Annotated in this window: 16 protein-coding genes and 1 pseudogene; 15 read left to right on the top strand and 2 right to left on the bottom strand. The window is 62.7% G+C overall.

The features are described 5' to 3' along the window. Positions 1-702 (top strand): annotated as a pseudogene (locus AC0V2S_RS13175) (ABC transporter ATP-binding protein); the annotation flags it as partial. Positions 703-873: 171 nt separating this feature from the next. Here the strand turns inward: AC0V2S_RS13175 and dcd are convergent. Both dcd and AC0V2S_RS13165 read right to left on the bottom strand, forming a co-directional pair. Then, positions 874-1440, bottom strand: coding sequence for a dCTP deaminase (gene dcd / locus AC0V2S_RS13170; RefSeq protein WP_110614896.1), 567 nt, complete (start codon positions 1438-1440; stop codon positions 874-876). Positions 1441-1585: 145 nt separating this feature from the next. Further along, positions 1586-4051 (bottom strand): TonB-dependent siderophore receptor, encoded by a 2466-nt coding sequence (locus tag AC0V2S_RS13165; RefSeq protein WP_475510135.1) that lies wholly within the window; start codon positions 4049-4051, stop codon positions 1586-1588. 1352 nt (positions 4052-5403) lie between these two features. Between AC0V2S_RS13165 and AC0V2S_RS13160 the strand changes: the two genes are divergently transcribed. From AC0V2S_RS13160 to AC0V2S_RS13095, 14 genes are all read left to right on the top strand, one after another. Beyond that, complete coding sequence (locus AC0V2S_RS13160) at positions 5404-6807, top strand: phage tail sheath family protein (RefSeq protein WP_475510134.1); 1404 nt, start codon at positions 5404-5406, stop codon at positions 6805-6807. Next, complete coding sequence (locus AC0V2S_RS13155; protein ID WP_475510133.1) at positions 6767-7288, top strand: phage tail sheath C-terminal domain-containing protein; 522 nt, start codon at positions 6767-6769, stop codon at positions 7286-7288. Before AC0V2S_RS13160 ends, AC0V2S_RS13155 begins: the two co-directional genes overlap by 41 nt. 92 nt (positions 7289-7380) lie before the next feature. Further along, positions 7381-7818 carry a phage tail protein gene (locus AC0V2S_RS13150; protein WP_475510132.1) on the top strand — a complete coding sequence of 146 codons (438 nt, stop codon included), beginning with the start codon at positions 7381-7383 and terminating at the stop codon, positions 7816-7818. A 2-nt stretch (positions 7819-7820) separates the two neighbouring features. Further along, positions 7821-8534, top strand: coding sequence for a hypothetical protein (locus tag AC0V2S_RS13145; RefSeq protein WP_475510131.1), 714 nt, complete (start codon positions 7821-7823; stop codon positions 8532-8534). Positions 8535-8939: 405 nt separating this feature from the next. Continuing rightward, positions 8940-9338: a hypothetical protein gene (locus AC0V2S_RS13140; protein ID WP_475510130.1), complete on the top strand. Its 399-nt coding sequence runs from the start codon at positions 8940-8942 to the stop codon at positions 9336-9338. A 2-nt stretch (positions 9339-9340) separates the two neighbouring features. Further along, on the top strand, positions 9341-10510 hold the full coding sequence (locus tag AC0V2S_RS13135) for a Pvc16 family protein (RefSeq protein WP_475510129.1): 1170 nt from the start codon (positions 9341-9343) through the stop codon (positions 10508-10510). After that, entirely contained in the window at positions 10507-12543 is a 2037-nt protein-coding gene (locus AC0V2S_RS13130; protein ID WP_475510128.1) for an ATP-binding protein, read from the top strand. Before AC0V2S_RS13135 ends, AC0V2S_RS13130 begins: the two co-directional genes overlap by 4 nt. Before the next feature lie 136 nt (positions 12544-12679). After that, positions 12680-12925, top strand: coding sequence for a hypothetical protein (locus AC0V2S_RS13125; protein ID WP_475510127.1), 246 nt, complete (start codon positions 12680-12682; stop codon positions 12923-12925). Next, the gene (locus AC0V2S_RS13120; RefSeq protein ID WP_475510126.1) at positions 12922-13350 is read left to right on the top strand and encodes a hypothetical protein; all 429 of its coding nucleotides are present in this window, start codon (positions 12922-12924) and stop codon (positions 13348-13350) included. The genes AC0V2S_RS13125 and AC0V2S_RS13120 overlap by 4 nt, the downstream gene beginning before the upstream one ends. An 82-nt stretch (positions 13351-13432) precedes the next feature. Continuing rightward, entirely contained in the window at positions 13433-13588 is a 156-nt protein-coding gene (locus AC0V2S_RS13115; RefSeq protein ID WP_475510125.1) for a hypothetical protein, read from the top strand. A 142-nt stretch (positions 13589-13730) separates the two neighbouring features. Next, positions 13731-13988, top strand: a complete 258-nt coding sequence (locus AC0V2S_RS13110) for a hypothetical protein (protein WP_475510124.1) — start codon at positions 13731-13733, stop codon at positions 13986-13988. 2 nt (positions 13989-13990) lie between these two features. Further along, positions 13991-15136: a hypothetical protein gene (locus tag AC0V2S_RS13105; RefSeq protein ID WP_475510123.1), complete on the top strand. Its 1146-nt coding sequence runs from the start codon at positions 13991-13993 to the stop codon at positions 15134-15136. Further along, positions 15136-15723, top strand: coding sequence for a phage baseplate assembly protein V (locus AC0V2S_RS13100; RefSeq protein ID WP_475510122.1), 588 nt, complete (start codon positions 15136-15138; stop codon positions 15721-15723). The genes AC0V2S_RS13105 and AC0V2S_RS13100 overlap by 1 nt, the downstream gene beginning before the upstream one ends. Continuing rightward, complete coding sequence (locus AC0V2S_RS13095; protein WP_475510121.1) at positions 15720-16046, top strand: hypothetical protein; 327 nt, start codon at positions 15720-15722, stop codon at positions 16044-16046. Before AC0V2S_RS13100 ends, AC0V2S_RS13095 begins: the two co-directional genes overlap by 4 nt. Position 16047 lies beyond the last annotated feature (1 nt).

Genomic DNA, 16047 nt, shown 5'->3' with positions numbered 1-16047 from the left:
GGCGTGTCGCTCAAGGCCGAAAGCGGCGACGTCATCTGCCTGATCGGCGCCAGCGGTTCGGGCAAAAGTACCTTTCTGCGCTGCATCAACTTTCTGGAGCAGCCAACGACGGCGCGATGAGCCTGGATGGCCAGCAAGTGCGCATGGTCGCCGACCGTGGCGGTATGCGCGTGGCCGACGAAGACGAGCGCAACGCATCCGCTGCCGCCTGGCCATGGTGTTCCAGCACTTCAACCTGTGGAGCCATATGACGGTGTTGGAAACATCACCATGGCCCCGCGCCGGGTGCTGGGCGTGAGCAAGGAAGAAGCCGAGGCGCGTGCCCGCCGCTATCTGGAAAAAGTCGGTTTGCCGGAGCGCGTGGCCAACCAGTACCCGGCGTTTCTGTCTGGCGGCCAGCAGCAGCGCGTGGCGATTGCCCGGGCGCTGGCGATGGAACCGGAAATCATGCTGTTCGACGAACCGACCTCGGCGCTCGACCCCGAGCTGGTGGGCGAAGTGCTGAAAGTTATTCAGGCATTGGCCGAAGAAGGCCGCACCATGATTCTGGTGACCCACGAAATGGGCTTTGCCCGTCAGGTGGCGAGCCAGGTGGTGTTTTTGCACCAGGGCAAGATTGAGGAACAAGGCGCGCCGAAGGATGTGCTGGATAACCCGCAGAGCGATCGGTTGCGGCAGTTTTTGAGCGGGAATCTCAAATAACTCCCCGTCGTCCCAGCGCAGGCTGGGACCCAGAATGTTCCGGCGAACGTATTCCCCTGAACGACTCTGGATCCCAGCCTTCGCTGGGATGACGGTGTGAGCGTCGGGAGATTGCGCAAAACCCATAAAAAAACCGGGCACATGGCCCGGTTTTTTATTGCAGCGAAATCCTCACGCCTTGGGCAAGGTAACGCCCAGTTGACCCTGGTACTTGCCACCACGGTCCTTGTACGACACTTCACAGGCTTCGTCCGACTGCAGGAACAGCATCTGCGCCACGCCTTCGTTGGCGTAGATTTTCGCCGGCAAGGTGGTGGTGTTGGAGAATTCCAGAGTTACGTGGCCTTCCCACTCCGGTTCCAGCGGGGTGACGTTGACGATGATGCCGCAGCGCGCATAGGTGCTTTTGCCCAGGCAGATGGTCAGTACGTCGCGCGGAATGCGGAAGAATTCCACGGTGCGCGCCAGGGCGAAGGAGTTCGGCGGGATGATGCAAACATCGCTTTTAACGTCGACAAAGCTCTTCTCATCAAAGTTCTTCGGGTCGACGGTGGCCGAGTTGATGTTGGTGAACACCTTGAATTCGTCGGCGCAGCGTACGTCGTAGCCGTAGCTGGACACCCCGTAGGAGATCAGCTTGTTGGCGCCTTCGGCCCGCACTTGGCGCTCCACGAAGGGCTCGATCATGCCGTGCTCTTGGGCCATGCGGCGAATCCACTTATCCGATTTGATGCTCATGGCAAGGTGTCCTGAATAGCGAGGTGAAAAAGTGTGGGCATCTTACCGGGAGCCACGGCCGGGTTCAAAGGCCGGCTCGCCCTTTCGGGCAATCGGCCGTGGGGCGAATACGCCAAAGGCGTATCCGCCGCTTCACCGCCTCGCCTTAAAACTGCGGCGTGTATTTGACGGTGAACATCACGTTGCGCGGGTCGCCGTAGTAGTTGCCGCCGTCCTGATCGTTGTACGCAGGAATGTAGTACTTCTTGTCGAAGACGTTGTTGAGGTTCACGGCGATGCCAATCTCGTCGGTGGCCTGGTAAGCAACCCGACTATTCCAGATCGCCAACCCAGGCAGCTCGTACTCGTGGTTCTGGCTCGGCGTATGGCTGCTGGCGTTAACCCCGGCACCCACGCTAACGCGGCTGAAATCCCCCGGCAGTTTGTAATTGGCCCACACGCGCAGCATGTGTTTGGGGGTCCAGGTGCTGAAGATCTGACCTTCCTGGTCGGGATCTTTCAGAAACTTGGTGGTGTTATAGGTGTAACCGGCAAACAGTTGCAGGTCGGTCACGACTTCACCGCTGACCTCTGCTTCAAACCCCTGGCTGCGCACCTTGCCCGAGGCGCGCGAGCAGTACCAACCGTCACAGGAATAAGCGACGTCGGAGTAATCCAGGGTGGCGCGGTTCTCCTGGTCGTAGCGGAACACCGCCAGCGAGACGTTGACGCGGCCATCAGCCAGCTCACCCTTCACGCCTGTTTCGTAGTTGCTGCCCTCAATCGGCTTGAGCATGCCCTGGCTGACGGTGCGTTCTGTTTGCGGAATAAACACGTCGGAATAGCTGGCGTAGGCCGACCAGTCCGGCGTCAGCTCATACACCACGCCGGCAAAGGGCGTGACGCGGCCGGTGCTCTGGGTTTGCGAATCCACGTCCCAGCCGGGCTGACGGACACCGAGTTTTTCCTGGTAAGCGGTGTACTCGTAGTCGTACCAGCTGGTGCGAGCACCGAGAATCAGGGTGAGCGGGTCCAGCAGTTTTACCCGCCAGGTGCCGTAGATGCCTTTCTGGCGAACATCGTACGTACTGGGGTTATAGCTACCACCCGGCTGGGCGAGGATGCTTTGCAGGTCCTCATAGGGCCGGTGGTTATTGATGTTGAGCAGATCCGCCGTCCAGGTGCGGTATGCCGCGTAAGCGCCCTCGTTGGTGTACTTGGAGTAGTTGGCGCCCAGCACGGCGGACTGCTCGAAGCCCAAGGCATCGAACTTGCCATCCACGTACATATCGATGCCGCGGTTTTTGCTTTGGTAGTCGGTGTTGTAGTCGAAATAAGCCGAGCCACCGCCGCCTGGGGCGACGCGTCCGACCATGTACTGATAGGTGGCCTCATTACTTTCAAACATGCCAAACGCGGCGGCTTTGAATTTCCAGTCGTCGTTGAAGCGGTGCTCAAGGTCCACATACACCGAAGTCTGGTCGTTCATGCCACGGTTCCAGGTGGAACCGGTGTACGTCGAGCGCGACAAGCCCAGGTCGCTGCCATCTTCATTACGTGGCATGCCAAGGAAATACGGCCGGTAATGCCCTTCATGGTGATTGAAACCCACACCCAGCGTGGTGCTGTCGCTCAGATCGAAATCCAGCGCACCGTAAATGACCTGGTCCCAGTTCCATTTGTAATCGACGAAGGAATCGGCCTGCTGGTAGTCCACGACGGTACGACCACGGATGGTGCCTTCGCTATTCAGCGGCCCGCCGGCATCCACTTGCAGCCCATAGCTGTCCCACGAACCGGCCTTGCCGGTAATGGTGACGGTCGGCTTGTCCTGCCCGCGCTTGCGCACCAGATTGATCGCCCCGCCTGGGCTGTTCGCGCCTTGCAGCAAGCCAGCGGCGCCGCGCAGGAACTCCACGCGGTCGTAGATGACCATGGACTCGGTCAGGTAGCTGCCCAGCGAATAGAGGCTGCGCGGCGTGGGTACGCCGTCGTATTGCAGCGCTTCGATATCGAAGCCCCGGGAAAAGATGAACATGCCGGGGCCTGGCGACTTGGTGGAGGTCATGCCGGTGGTGTTGATCAGGGCCTCGGTGAGCGAGGTGATGTTCTGGTCGTCCATGCGTTGGCGGGTGAGCACGGTGACGGACTGGGGAATGTCTTTGAGCTTTTGCGCGCCTTTGCCGATGGTGACGGCGCCGGTGGTGTAGGAGCCGGTGCCTTCGGTGGTTTCACCCAGGCTGTTGCCGCTGATTTCGGCGGCGCCCAGGGCCAGGGAGTCTGCCGGCAGGCTCACCAGGCTGAAGCGGGCGGTGCCTTCCTGGCGAACTTGCAGGCGGCTACCTGTCAGCAGTTTGGTGAAGCCTTCGTCGAGGGAGTATTCGCCTTGCAGGCCTGGCGAGTTGAGGCCGGCGGTTTGGGCGGATGCGAACGACAGCATTACGCCGCTGGCGGCTGCGAATTGGCTGAGTACGGTGCCTAAGGGGCCGGGGGAGATGGTGTAGGTGATGCGGGTGGTGTCGGTTTGGGCCCAGGCGGGTGATACGGTGGTGATCAGAAGCGGGGTGCCGAGGGCCAGGGTGAACAGGGCCTGGCGGATGGCTTTGGGCAATGGGTGGCGCGGCGGGGTCATTAATCTCGATCCTTGTGGCGGTAGCAGAGTTAGGGGCGGTTTGGCCGCTCTATTGCTTGAGCCGGACGAGATTTGGAATCGGCAACCAAGATGGGAAATATTTTCATCTGGGGATTAAATCATGGAGGTTGTTGGGGGGTGTTTTGGAGAGCGGGTTTTTCTTCATTGCCGCGTGTGCTGGGCGTTTTTGTTTCGCGCCTTACGCGCGAGTCACTTTTTAGCAGTCGCCCTAAAAAGTAACCAAAAACGGCTTGCCCCTACCTGGGGTTTTCACTGCGTGAAAACTCCCCTCCCTCCGTCGTCGCTCCAGGGGCCGGGCTGAGGGCCATCCATGGCCCCATCCCTCTCCGCGGCTCCCGGCCGCTACGACCCCTTACGCAACGACTCCACTCGGCCTGGCGCTAAAGGGGCGGACAGATCAAAAACCAGATCAAAAACCAGATCAAAAAATCGAGGCTGAAGCCTCTCCCACAGGGGGATGCGGTCCATTGTGGGAGAGGCTTCAGCCTCGATTCCTGGAAAAGACAATGCCAAGAGCACCGCGTTTTAGCTGTTGATCTTGATCTTGCTCTGCCCGCCCCTTGAGCGCAGGCCGAGTGGAGTCGTTGTGGAGGGGGTTGAGCGGCATGGATGCCGCGAGAGGCACGATGGGCCAGGGACGGCCCGTCGTGGCGTGCCCCCGGAACAACGATGGAGCGAGGGTAGTTTTCACGCAGTGAAAACCCCAGGTGGGGGCTAGCGTTTTTGGTTACTTTTGTCGCAATGACAAAAGTGACTCGCGCGTAAGGCGCGAAACAAAAACTCCCTGCACCCACGGTAATGAATACCTCCCAAGACCAAAAAATCAAAACTAAGTTTAACCACCGGTCGGAATGTAACAAACCAGTTACCTATTTAATGGTGCATAGACAATGCCCGACTATCCTGTCGATGGCCCTGCCTTATCCCCCTATTTGCCCGCACTTAACTGAAGTCAAAGTGCCATCAAATGCAGCAGAAGGATCTGTGCACCCACAACTTCCAACTTAACTTTTCGCCGAACTCATGACGGCGAATGGCGGTAGCCTTGCCAAATAAAAACCATATCTATCAATCTGTTAATTAAATAAGAAAGCACGCTAAGCAACCAACCAACCAGTGGCTATTAGCCACAGTGTTAATCCAACGTTACAACCACGCCCTGGAACTTCCGTACCATTCTTTACTTACCAACGACCTGAATATCCCCGCAGTTCGCAAAGTAATTAAGTTATTCCCGCAAGTTCACCCCGCTACATATAAACACCTGCCAAGGAAGTGTTTGTCGTACTTGCCGTCAGGCGGGTCCTCTGCATCGCATAGGAGTCGGCGTTATGGTTCAAGTCAGTTATCCCGGTGTGTATATCGTCGAGAAAGCCAGCGGCGTGCGCACCATCACCGGTGTCGCCACCTCGGTGGCCGCCTTCGTCGGCTACACCCGCAAAGGCGTGCCCGACAAAGCAGTCGCCATCACCAGCTTTGCCGACTTCGAGCGCGGTTACGGCGGGCTCGACCGCGACAGCCCGGTGTCGTACGCCGTGCGCCAGTTTTTTCTCAATGGCGGCACCCAGGCGTTGATCGTGCGCGTGGCCACCGGCTATGCCACTGCCGGCTGGGTACTTAACGACGGCGCGGCGGCGGCCACCCTGAACGTCACTACGTCCAGCCCTGGCGGCTGGGGTAATGGCATTCGCCTGAGCGTACAGCAGACCGGTGTGCGCAACCCCGATAGCGACTTCAACCTGGTGGTGCTGCAACTGCAGCCCGACGGCGCCACCCTGGTGCCGGTGGAAACCCACCGCAACCTGAGCCTGGACAGCAAGTCGCCGCAGTACGTGGAGTCGGTGGTGAACAACGCCTCGGCCTATATCAAGGTGGAGCGCGACGGCGCCCTGGTGTTTGCCGGCAATGGCGCGGCGGTAAGTGCCGAATTGACCTTCCCCCTCGCCCCCGCCAATAGCACGCTCGGCGGCACGCTGGACGGCACCACGCCGTTTCTGCTGACCCTCGAAGGCGCGCCGTGGGCGAACATTGGCGACCTGGTGTCTGCCACCAACGACGCCATCGTCGCTGCCGGCCTGGCCGCCACCCTGCAAGCCTCGGAAACCGGCGAAGACGGCCAGGCCGGCAACGATCACCTGGCGCTGCAATCGTTAACCACCGGCGAGTTCTCCAGCGTGGTGATTGCCGGCGGCGCATTTGGCGGCCTCAGCGCCCTGGCCAAACTCGGCGCGGCCAATGGCGGACGGGAATTTACCGGCGCCGCCGAACACCGTCCGGCAGTGGTCAGTAATGTGGCGCCCGCCTCGGCCGGCGTCGACGGTGCTCGCGGTGGCGCCACCGATCTTGTGGGCAGCGAGTCGGGCAAGACCGGCATCTATGCGCTGCTCGATGCCGACCTGTTCAACCTGCTGGTGATACCGGAAACGTTCGAGATGACCGCTGGCCAGGAAGCCGGGATTATTCCGGCGGCGGTGGCGCTGTGCGAAGCGCGCCGGGCGTTTTATATCGTCGATGCGCCGGCCAATCGCACCCTGGCCAATATCGGCAGCTGGGCCAACGGCGCCTCGCAGTCGCGCAATGCGGCCACCTACTTTCCAGCGGTGCGCATTGTCGATCCGCTGGATGGTTTGCGACCGCGCGCCATGGCCCCATCCGGCACCCTGGCCGGGGTGTATGCGCGTACCGACGCCACCCGTGGCGTATGGAAAGCACCGGCTGCACAGACGCCAACCTGAATGGGGTTCTCGATTTGGCGTTGCCGGTCAACGACCTGGAGAACGGCCAGATCAACCCGCTGGGCATCAATGTGCTGCGCAGTTTTCCTGCCTACGGTCGCGTGGCCTGGGGCGCGCGCACGATGAAGGCGGCGACGCCCAGGCCGACGAATACAAGTACATCCCCATCCGCCGCCTGGCGCTGTTTCTGGAGGAAAGCCTGTACCGCGGCACTCAGTGGGTGGTGTTCGAGCCCAATGACGAACCGCTGTGGGCGCAAATCCGCCTTAACCTCGGCGCCTTTATGAACGGGCTGTTCCGCCAGGGCGCCTTCCAGGGCAAAACCCAGCAGGAAGCCTTCTTTGTGAAGTGCGACAAAGAGACCACCACCCAGGCCGACCGCAACCTCGGCATCGTCAATATCCAGGTCGGCTTTGCTCCGCTGAAACCGGCGGAATTTGTCGTCCTGACCATTCAACAGATCGCTGGCGATCTGCAATAAAGGAGTCGGACCATGGCCCAATTCGCGGTTACACCCATCGCTTCGACCCCTACAAAAACTTCAAATTTCGCATCAAGTGGGACGGCCGTTACGTGGCCGGCGTCAGCAAGGTCGGCGCCCTCAAGCGCACCACCGAAGTGGTGGAGCACCGTGAAGGCGGCGACCCCTCCACCTCGCGCAAATCGCCGGGGCGGACCAAGTACGAGGCCATCACGCTGGAACGTGGGGTTACCCATGATCTGGAATTCGAGACCTGGGCCAACAAGGTCTGGCATATCGGCACCGGCCTAGGCGCGGAAGTGAGCCTCAAGGACTTTCGCAAAGACCTGATCCTCGAGGTGTACAACGAGGCCGGGCAAGTGGTGCTGGCCTACAAGCTGTTCCGCTGCTGGGTGTCGGAATTCCAGGCGCTGCCGGACCTGGATGCCAACGCCAATGCCATCGCCATTCAAACCCTCAAGCTGGAAAACGAGGGCTGGGAGCGCGATAGCGAAGTGGCCGAGCCCAGCGAACCGGCGCTGGTGGGTTGACCATGACGGCGCGGGCCTTTGGCGCGGTGGAAGACCTCGACCTGGATTTTGCCAGCGCCGACCGGCCGCAGCTGGTCACGCAACTGCTGGCCCAATGCAGCGAGACGGCCGACGCCGCGTATTGGTGGGCGCAGCCGGTGAGCAGTCGCACCGTCGCCCTATTGCAGTTGGCGGCACGCAGTGAAGGGTTGAGCGTGTTGCCCTTTACCGCGCAATGCAGCCAGTGCAACGAGGCTTTCGAGTTCGACTTGCCGCTGGCGCCGTTACTGGCCGAGCCCATCGACCCCACGCCGCTGCGCGTGCAGTTGCACAGCCGCACCCTGGCCCTTCGGCGCGCCACCGGCAACGACTTGCGCCAGTGGCGCGCCGCCCAGCCCGGCAGCCAGGAACAGGCCGTGCAATTGATGCTCGACAGCCTGTTGCTCGAAGGCGAGGTGCAGGCCGACGACCATGGGCCGCTGGCTGCTGCGCTGGCCGATGCCGACCCGTTGGCGGCCTTTGCCGTGGCCTGCCAATGCCCGGCGTGCGGTGCCGAGCGCGAGGTGGATATCGACCTCGATGCCGCTGCCCTCGCCCGCCTGCACCAGCGTCAGCGCGCGTTGCTGCTGGATATCCATCAACTTGCCAGCCGCTATGGCTGGAGCGAAGCCCAGGTGCTGGCCATTCCGGCGAGCCGCCGTGCCCAGTATCTGGCCCTGATCGAGCAGACGTTATGAGTGATTATTTTGCCGCGCTGCTACGGCCAGTGGCCTGACCGGCGCGCCTGGCGCTGCACCACCTGGCGATGCGGGTTTGGAAGTGGTGGATACGTTTACCGCGCCGCCACCAGCTGTTGGCCAGACGACTACACCGCCGACCTCACCCGCCGCAAAGCCCATCATGCGTAAAAACGTTGAGCCGGCGACGGCTGTAGAGGTGCGAGCGACGGTAACTGAGGCCAGCCGTGCACCTGTTGCTCAACCTACGCTCGCCACACCTCAGCCGTCGGTTCCAGAGGCGATTACAGCGGCGGATCACCTGCCGTTACGCAACAAGCGCTGCTGCAATCGGTGTTCCAGTGGGTGGCCAGTGATCCGCAGCAAGCACCTGAAGTCGCTGTCAGTGAACCTGCGCCACATCGCGTGGCTGCTCCCACTCACGCGCAGATTTCTGCTGCTGCACAGCCTGCACCCGCTGTACCTCTGCCCAGCCCAACTGTGCTCGCCGCGCCCAACGAAACCCACAGCGTTGCCGCCGCCCACCCAGTGGCCAAACCGCTACCGGCGCCAAGCATTGCGCTGCCGGCAGCCAACCCGGTCGCCACACTTCAAACCACCGCACCAGCCGAGGTCTCCGCCGCACCCGTCGAGCAACCCATCACCGTGTCCATCGGCGCTATCCATTTGCGCGTGGACGCCCCTGCCGCCCCGGCGCAACCAGCGGCCGCCGTTAAACCCGCCACGACCAAACCCGCACCCGCAGCTGCCAGCAATGCACCCGCCCGAAGTGGCCTGAGCCGCCGCGCCTTGAGGTCGTTCTAACCATGGCCCTGGCCGATTCCGGGCGCGCCATCGGCGCTGTCACCCGCCTGCTGCAAGACCTGCTGATTCGCCGGGGCTTCGACGTGGCCGTGGGCAAACCCGAGCAAGCGGCCAAAACCAATAGCGACCAGAAACTCAACCTGTACCTGTTCGAAACCGCCTTCGATGGCCAGTTGCGCAACCAGGTGCTGCGCGACGGTGAAGCGCCGCCGATCTGGTTGGTGCTCAAGTACCTGCTGACCGCCTTCGACGTCGGCGAAAACAGCGACAGCGCCGCCGCCCACGACCTGCTCGGCCGAGGCATCGCCGCGCTGCAGGAGCTGGCTTTTTTGCGGTTGGACGCACTGGTACCGCTGGACGTGCGCAAGGCCCTGGAGAACAACCCCGAGCCGCTAAAGCTGAGCTTTGACGACGCCCACGTCGACCTCATCGCCAAGACCATGCAAGGCAGCGACGAGCGTTATCGGCTGTCGATAGCCTTTCAGATTCGTCCGGTGATGATCGTGCCCGCCGCCCTGCCCCGCGGTGCGCTGCTGGTGGGCGTGAACTACAGCACCGCGCCGCAGACCGTGATTGGCCGTGACGGTGTACAGATCGACGTCACTGCTTCCATGGGCGCGACGCTGATGCGCGTGGAGCCGGCGCGGGTAGAAATCGGCGCCACGTTTACGATTTACGGCGATGACCTGAATTCCAGTAGCCATGAGGTGCTGCTCGGCGCTGTGCCGCTGACCATCCTCGAACGCGCGCCGGATCGGCTGCGCGTGCAGGCCCAAGCCGCCAGTGGCGCCACCCTGGAAAGCGGCACGCGGCTGTCGGCCGGCGAGCTGCCGTTGATTGTGCGGCGGCGTCTGGGCAACGACCGGTTTCGCTCCAGCAACCTGCTCGCTGCCACGCTGTTGCCAACGTTGACCAGCGCCGCTCTGGCCGGCGGCGATCTGCAGCTACACGGTCTGCTGCTGGGCAAACAGGATGACGATGTAACGGTGCTGTTTTACCGCCAAAACGACGGCACCACCGTGCACCTGTTCGACACCTTTAGCGCCAGCGCCGACCAGCAAACCCTGACCGTTCCCGGCGCCGCCGCAGCGGTACCCGGTGGCGACTACCTCGTGATTCTGCGGGTGAACAACCAGCAGGCGCTGGGCAGCCCCGTGGTGAGCGTGCCATGAGCGGCTTTGTGCCTGGGCTGCAGACCACCGACGCCGGCACCCTGTACTGGCTGAATCAGGTCACCCTGCGCCTGCGTCGGGAAGTTTGCTGGTTGTGGCGTGAGCGCGGCGAACAGGGCAATGCCGTGCTGCCGGGGGAGATCAACCCCGCGGCCTTTGCCCTCGACCTGCAGCGTTATCACTATGAGAAACAGCAGTTCTTCAGCAGCGACGTGACGGCGCGCTACCTCACCGAGCAAATTGATCAGCCGCCCAGCACAGCACTTGTGGCCAGCACCTTCCTGGCGATGGCCGGGCGGTTGCAGCTGAAACCGGTGGAGCGTTTTGTGTTGGCCCTGGCCCTGCTGCCCAGCTTCGATAGCGCGGCAGGCGCCGTCATTGCGTGTTGCCAGAACGACCCTAACCGTCAGGCGCCGAACCTGGCCCTGGCCCAGCGTCTGTGGAACCAGCCGGACGAATTACTGCGCTGTTTCGATCCCGGTCACCCACTCTTCAGTCACGGCGTGTTGAACCCCATCAGCGGCTGGGATACGCCGTTGCACGTACCGGCCATGGTCGCCCGCGAGCTGCTGCTTCCCGGCATCCCCCTGCCGTGGGCATTGGCGACGGTCAGCCACTTGGACTACCCGTTACCGGCCCCGGCGAAGGCGCGGCTGTACACAGCCTCATCGCAAGCCGCACGAGGCGTGCAGATCATTCCCATGCTCGGCGTCAGCGACGCAAGGCTGGCCGTAGTCGCCAACGCCTGTGCCGGCGGCAAGGTGCTGGAACTGAGCAACGCAGTGCCGCGCGAACACCTGGGTGCGGCGATGACCGTGTGTTGGCTACGCAGCCACTCGCTGTACATCGATGTCGATGTTCTGAGGGACGACCACAGCCATGAAGCCCCGAGGCTCACCCTGCCACTGCCTGCCCTGCCCCTGGTGCTCTGGGTCGGCGCGCACGATGCGGCCAGCCTCAAAGGCCTGCCTAATGCCTTGCCGGTGCTGATAGTGCCGCCCTTGACCTACGCGCAACGGCTGATGATGTGGCAGGCGTACCTGCCCGACGCTCCAGCCTTGCCCGAACTGGCCCGGCGTTTTCGTTGCGAAGAGGCGACGATTGCCCGCGTGGCCGGCGAAGTAAACGCCATGCTCGAAGCACCCGACGCCCAGCAACTCTTCGCCGCCGCCCGTGCCGACCTAGACCTCGGCGCCCTGGCCCAACCGGTACAACCGCGCTTTACCCTCGACGAACTGATGCTGCCCGCCGCGCAAGCCGGCCAGGTGCAGGAAATCATCGCTGCGATGAACAACCTGACCCGCACCCACCACGACTGGGGCACCGCGCGCCCGTGGAGCGAAGGTGGCCTGGCCGTGCTATTCGCCGGTCCGCCCGGCACCGGCAAAACCATGGCCGCCGAGGCGATTGCCAGCGAACTGCAACTGCCGCTGTACCGCATCGACCTCTCGCAAGTGGTGAACAAATACATCGGCGAAACCGAGAAAAACCTGCGGCGTTTATTCGATGCCGCCGACGCCGCCGACCTGATTCTGTTCTTCGACGAAGCTGATGCGCTGTTCGGCAAACGCACCGAAGTCAAAGACGCCCACGACCGCTACGCCAACCTGGAAATCAGCTACCTGCTCGAACGCATGGAACGCTTTAAAGGGCTGGCGATTCTGGCCACCAACCGCCGCAAAGACCTCGACGACGCCTTTTTGCGCCGGCTGCGCTTTCTCATCGAATTCCCGCTGCCGGGCCCAGCCGAGCGGCTGCGCATCTGGAAAAGCGTGGTGCCGGAAAACATCGACACCAGCGCCATCGACTTCGACTTTCTTGCGCAGCGCTTTGCCCTGGCAGGCGGGCATATCCGCGGCATCGTCTTCAGCGCCTGTTTGCAAAGCGCTCACGAAGGCGCCGAGAAACGGCTGGAAATGCCAGCGGTGGTAAGGGCCATACAACGCGAATACGAGAAGCTCGACCGCGCTAACAGCCTTGATCAATTTGGGCCGTACGCCGAGTTGGTGGCAGCACAGAGGGTGGACCGATGAACCCACACCGCTGCGTTTTTTTGTAGGAGCCAGCTTGCTGGCGAACCCTGCAAACACAATTCGCGAATACCTTTTCCAGGGTTCGCGACCAAGGTCGCTCCTACAAGAGCCGTTCGCAGAAAAACGAGATTGCCAAATGGACCAGAACATCAAAAGCATCGCGGCTGAAGCCCCGAGCTTTTCCATCGACGCGCTACACCTGGACCTGCGCGGCATCTCCCCTGCCACCGCCCAGGCCGCCGTGCAGCTGCTCGGCCCTGCCCTGACCAACGCCCTGCACCACCCTCAGGACATACAACTGACTGGCACCAGCACCCCCGAGCAAGTCGCCAGCGCCATCGCCCACCAACTCGCCCGCCGCCTGGGGAGCCTGAAACCATGACCCTCTTACGCGGCGCCCTGATCGAATACGGCACCAGCCTTATCGGCCCGATCCCCAACGTGGTGATCTTCCAGTTCAACCCGGAATCCCTCTCCCGCTCCCTGGAAATCCCCACGCGCCCCGGCGGCGCCACCCCACGGGAAACCACCCAGGCCGGTGAGAAAACCTACGAGAAAATCACCTTCAAAGCCCACTTCAGCGCCGCCAATATGCTCGACGAAGGCAAGGTGCTGGCCCAGCTATTCGGCATCGGCCCGCAACTGGCCGCCCTGGAAAAAATGGTATTGCCCAGCGCCAAACTCGCCGGCCTGCTGGGCGCCGCGCTGGATGCCATCGGCAGCGCCCTGGGTGGCGGTGGCGAGAGCGCGCCGGCCCAGCCTATCCCCGGGAAAAATACCCACGCATCTTGTTTATCTGGGGCCTGACCCGCGTGCTGCCGGTGACCATCGATTCGATGAGCATCAACGAACTCGAATACGACGCCCTGCTCAACCCACCCGCGCCGAAGTGGATTTGCAACTGAGCGTGATCGCCGTGGACGACTGCTCCGACGACATCCTCGCCAAAGGCGCACTCGAATATTCGACCCTGGCCAAAGAGGCGCAGGCCATCGCGAATCTGGCCAATACAGCGGAGCAGATTGTGGAATTGATCCCGCTGTAAAACCCAACACCGTCATTCCGGCGTAGGCCGGAATCCAGAATTTCGAAGCGGGCACATTTCTTCGTCCCATCCGCAAGCCTGGATTCCGAATCGTCGGACCGCCACCTGCGCGGGAATGACGTGTTTCATTTGGAGATAGCCAATGTTCCTGCCCAACTCCCGCTACACCAACGTCGCCACCGTCCAAACCCCGGCCGGCCCCGCACTCAAACTGCGCTACCTGAGCCCGCAGAGCGGCGACCCGGTGATGGTGCAAGCCGGCGACCGCCTCGACCTGCTCGCCCAGGCCCTGAACGGCGACGCCACGCAGTTCTGGCATATCGCTGATGCCAACACCGCGCTGGACAGCCGCACCCTCACCGGCGAGCCCGGCGACACCGTTGTGGTGCCCAGGAGCTAAGCATGGCCGAGCAGCAATTTCGCCTGTGGTTTGGCACCACGCCCGCCAGCGCCGAGCAGTTGCGCCGCGTGGAGCAGATTGAGGTCACGCAGGAAATCGACGCCTGCTGGGAAGCCCAACTGCGCATGGTGCTGTGCCTGGACGCCAACGGCGCCTGGCTGCATTGGCCGGGCGATACGCAGGAGCCGTTTTCGCGGGTGCGGGTGGAACTGGATATCGGCGACGGGCGCTTTGTGCCGCTTATCGATGGCCCGCTGGTGAGCATCGACGCCGCGCTGGATGCCCTGCCCGGGCGCAGCACGGCCACCTTGCTGGTGCGCGATGACAGCGCTTTTCTCAACCGCGATGAAGAAACCGAGCCGCCCTTCGAACACCGCAGCGCCAGCGCCATTGCCACCGAATTGTTTGGCCGCTTCAGCCAGATTGGCAGCACCCAGATCGAGGCCACCGACAGCAGCCCGGAAACCACCACGCGGCGCGGCACGGTGTTGCAGTTTCTTCATCAGTTGGCGGCAGCCAATGACCGCCATGCCTATGTTCTGCCGGGCGACACCGCCGGCGCCAGCATCGGTTGTTTCAAGGCCGACCCCGAAGACCCGGCCGCACTGCCGCCGCTGGTATTGATTGGCGCCAACCGCAACCTGGCCAATGCCACGGTGATGCAAGACCCGGACGGCGGCGAACGCACCCAGGCGCAAGTGCTGCGCGTGGACGATCAGGGCGTGACCCATTTTGAAACCAGCGCCGCCGACCTCGGCCTGATGCGCAACCTGCCGGCCCTGCCAGCCGACCTGACCCCGCGCCGTCTGCTCAACCCCAGCGACAACAGCCGCGAAGACCCCACCGCCGCCGCAACCGCCCAGGCGCGGCGCAGTGGGTACGTGTATCGGCTCAGCAGCGAAGTGGTCAGCGGCTGCTACCCGGCGGTGCTCACGCCGTACCAAAAAGTGCGCGTGGACGCCGGCGCCACGCCGTACAGCGGCGAGTACCTGTTGACCCGCGTGGTGCACCTCATCACGCCGTCGGCCTATAGCCAGACCTTTGTCGCCAAGAGCAATTCCACCAGCGCAGTTTCTGGCGCAGCGGTGGCCGAGGCCTTGGGCGGCGGGCTCAATCTTTCCGTGTCGGTCAGTGTGGGGATTTTTTGATGGAGGCCAATCTGGAAGACGTGGTCGCGCAACTGGTGGAGCGCGTGGGCGGGCGGTATTTCGGCAAGTACCGCGGTGTGGTTACCGATGTTGGCGACCCCAAGAATCAGTGCCGTATCCGCGCCACAGTGCCGGCGGTGTTGGGCGAACACCCCAGCGGCTGGGCGCTGCCGGCGGTGCCGTTTGCCGGCGATGGGCACGGCATGGTGCTCCTGCCGGAGATCGGCTCCGGGGTGTGGATCGAGTTCGAGGCCGGGCAACTGGATAACCCGATCTGGAGCGGCGCCTGGTGGGCCAGCGGCGAACGCCCGCAGCCGCAGGGCGACCAGGTGCGGGTGCTGGTGTCCAAGGCCGGGCATCAGGTGATCCTTGATGACGCGGCCAACGAAGTGAAGATCGTCCATGGCGACAGCCTGATCGCCAAGACCATCACCCTGACCGCCAGCGACATTGTGATCAGCTGCGGCGCCTGCGAAATCAAGATCAGCAACGAGTCCATCTCGCTGAACAACGGCTTGATCAAGGTCGGCCTGGCCGGCGTCAGTCTGGTGAATGGCGCCATGACCTTCGGGGTGCCGCCGACATGATCCCGATCCTCACCGAAGCCAGCACGGTGATATGCCCCCACGGCGGGCAAGCGGTACTGATGACCAGCAATGTCGAGGCCAAGGTGGACGGTGCCCACATGCTGCTGATCACCGACCGCCACCTGATTGCCGGCTGCCCGTTTTTTACCACCGTGCCCATGCCCTGCCTGAGCATTCAGTGGGTCACGGCGGCGGCACAAACCAACCTGCATGGCATTCCGGTGTTGCTGCAAAACAGCGTGGGCCTGTGCCTTAACGCCGCCATGGCGCCGCAAGGCACGGCGGTGGTGGTGCAGGTTCAGCAGAAAGCCAAGGGGATCTGAC

Source organism: Pseudomonas sp. CC11G (assembly GCF_056174845.1).
Note: the sequence above shows the minus strand (reverse complement) of the source record. Positions and strands in the feature narration are given on the sequence as shown.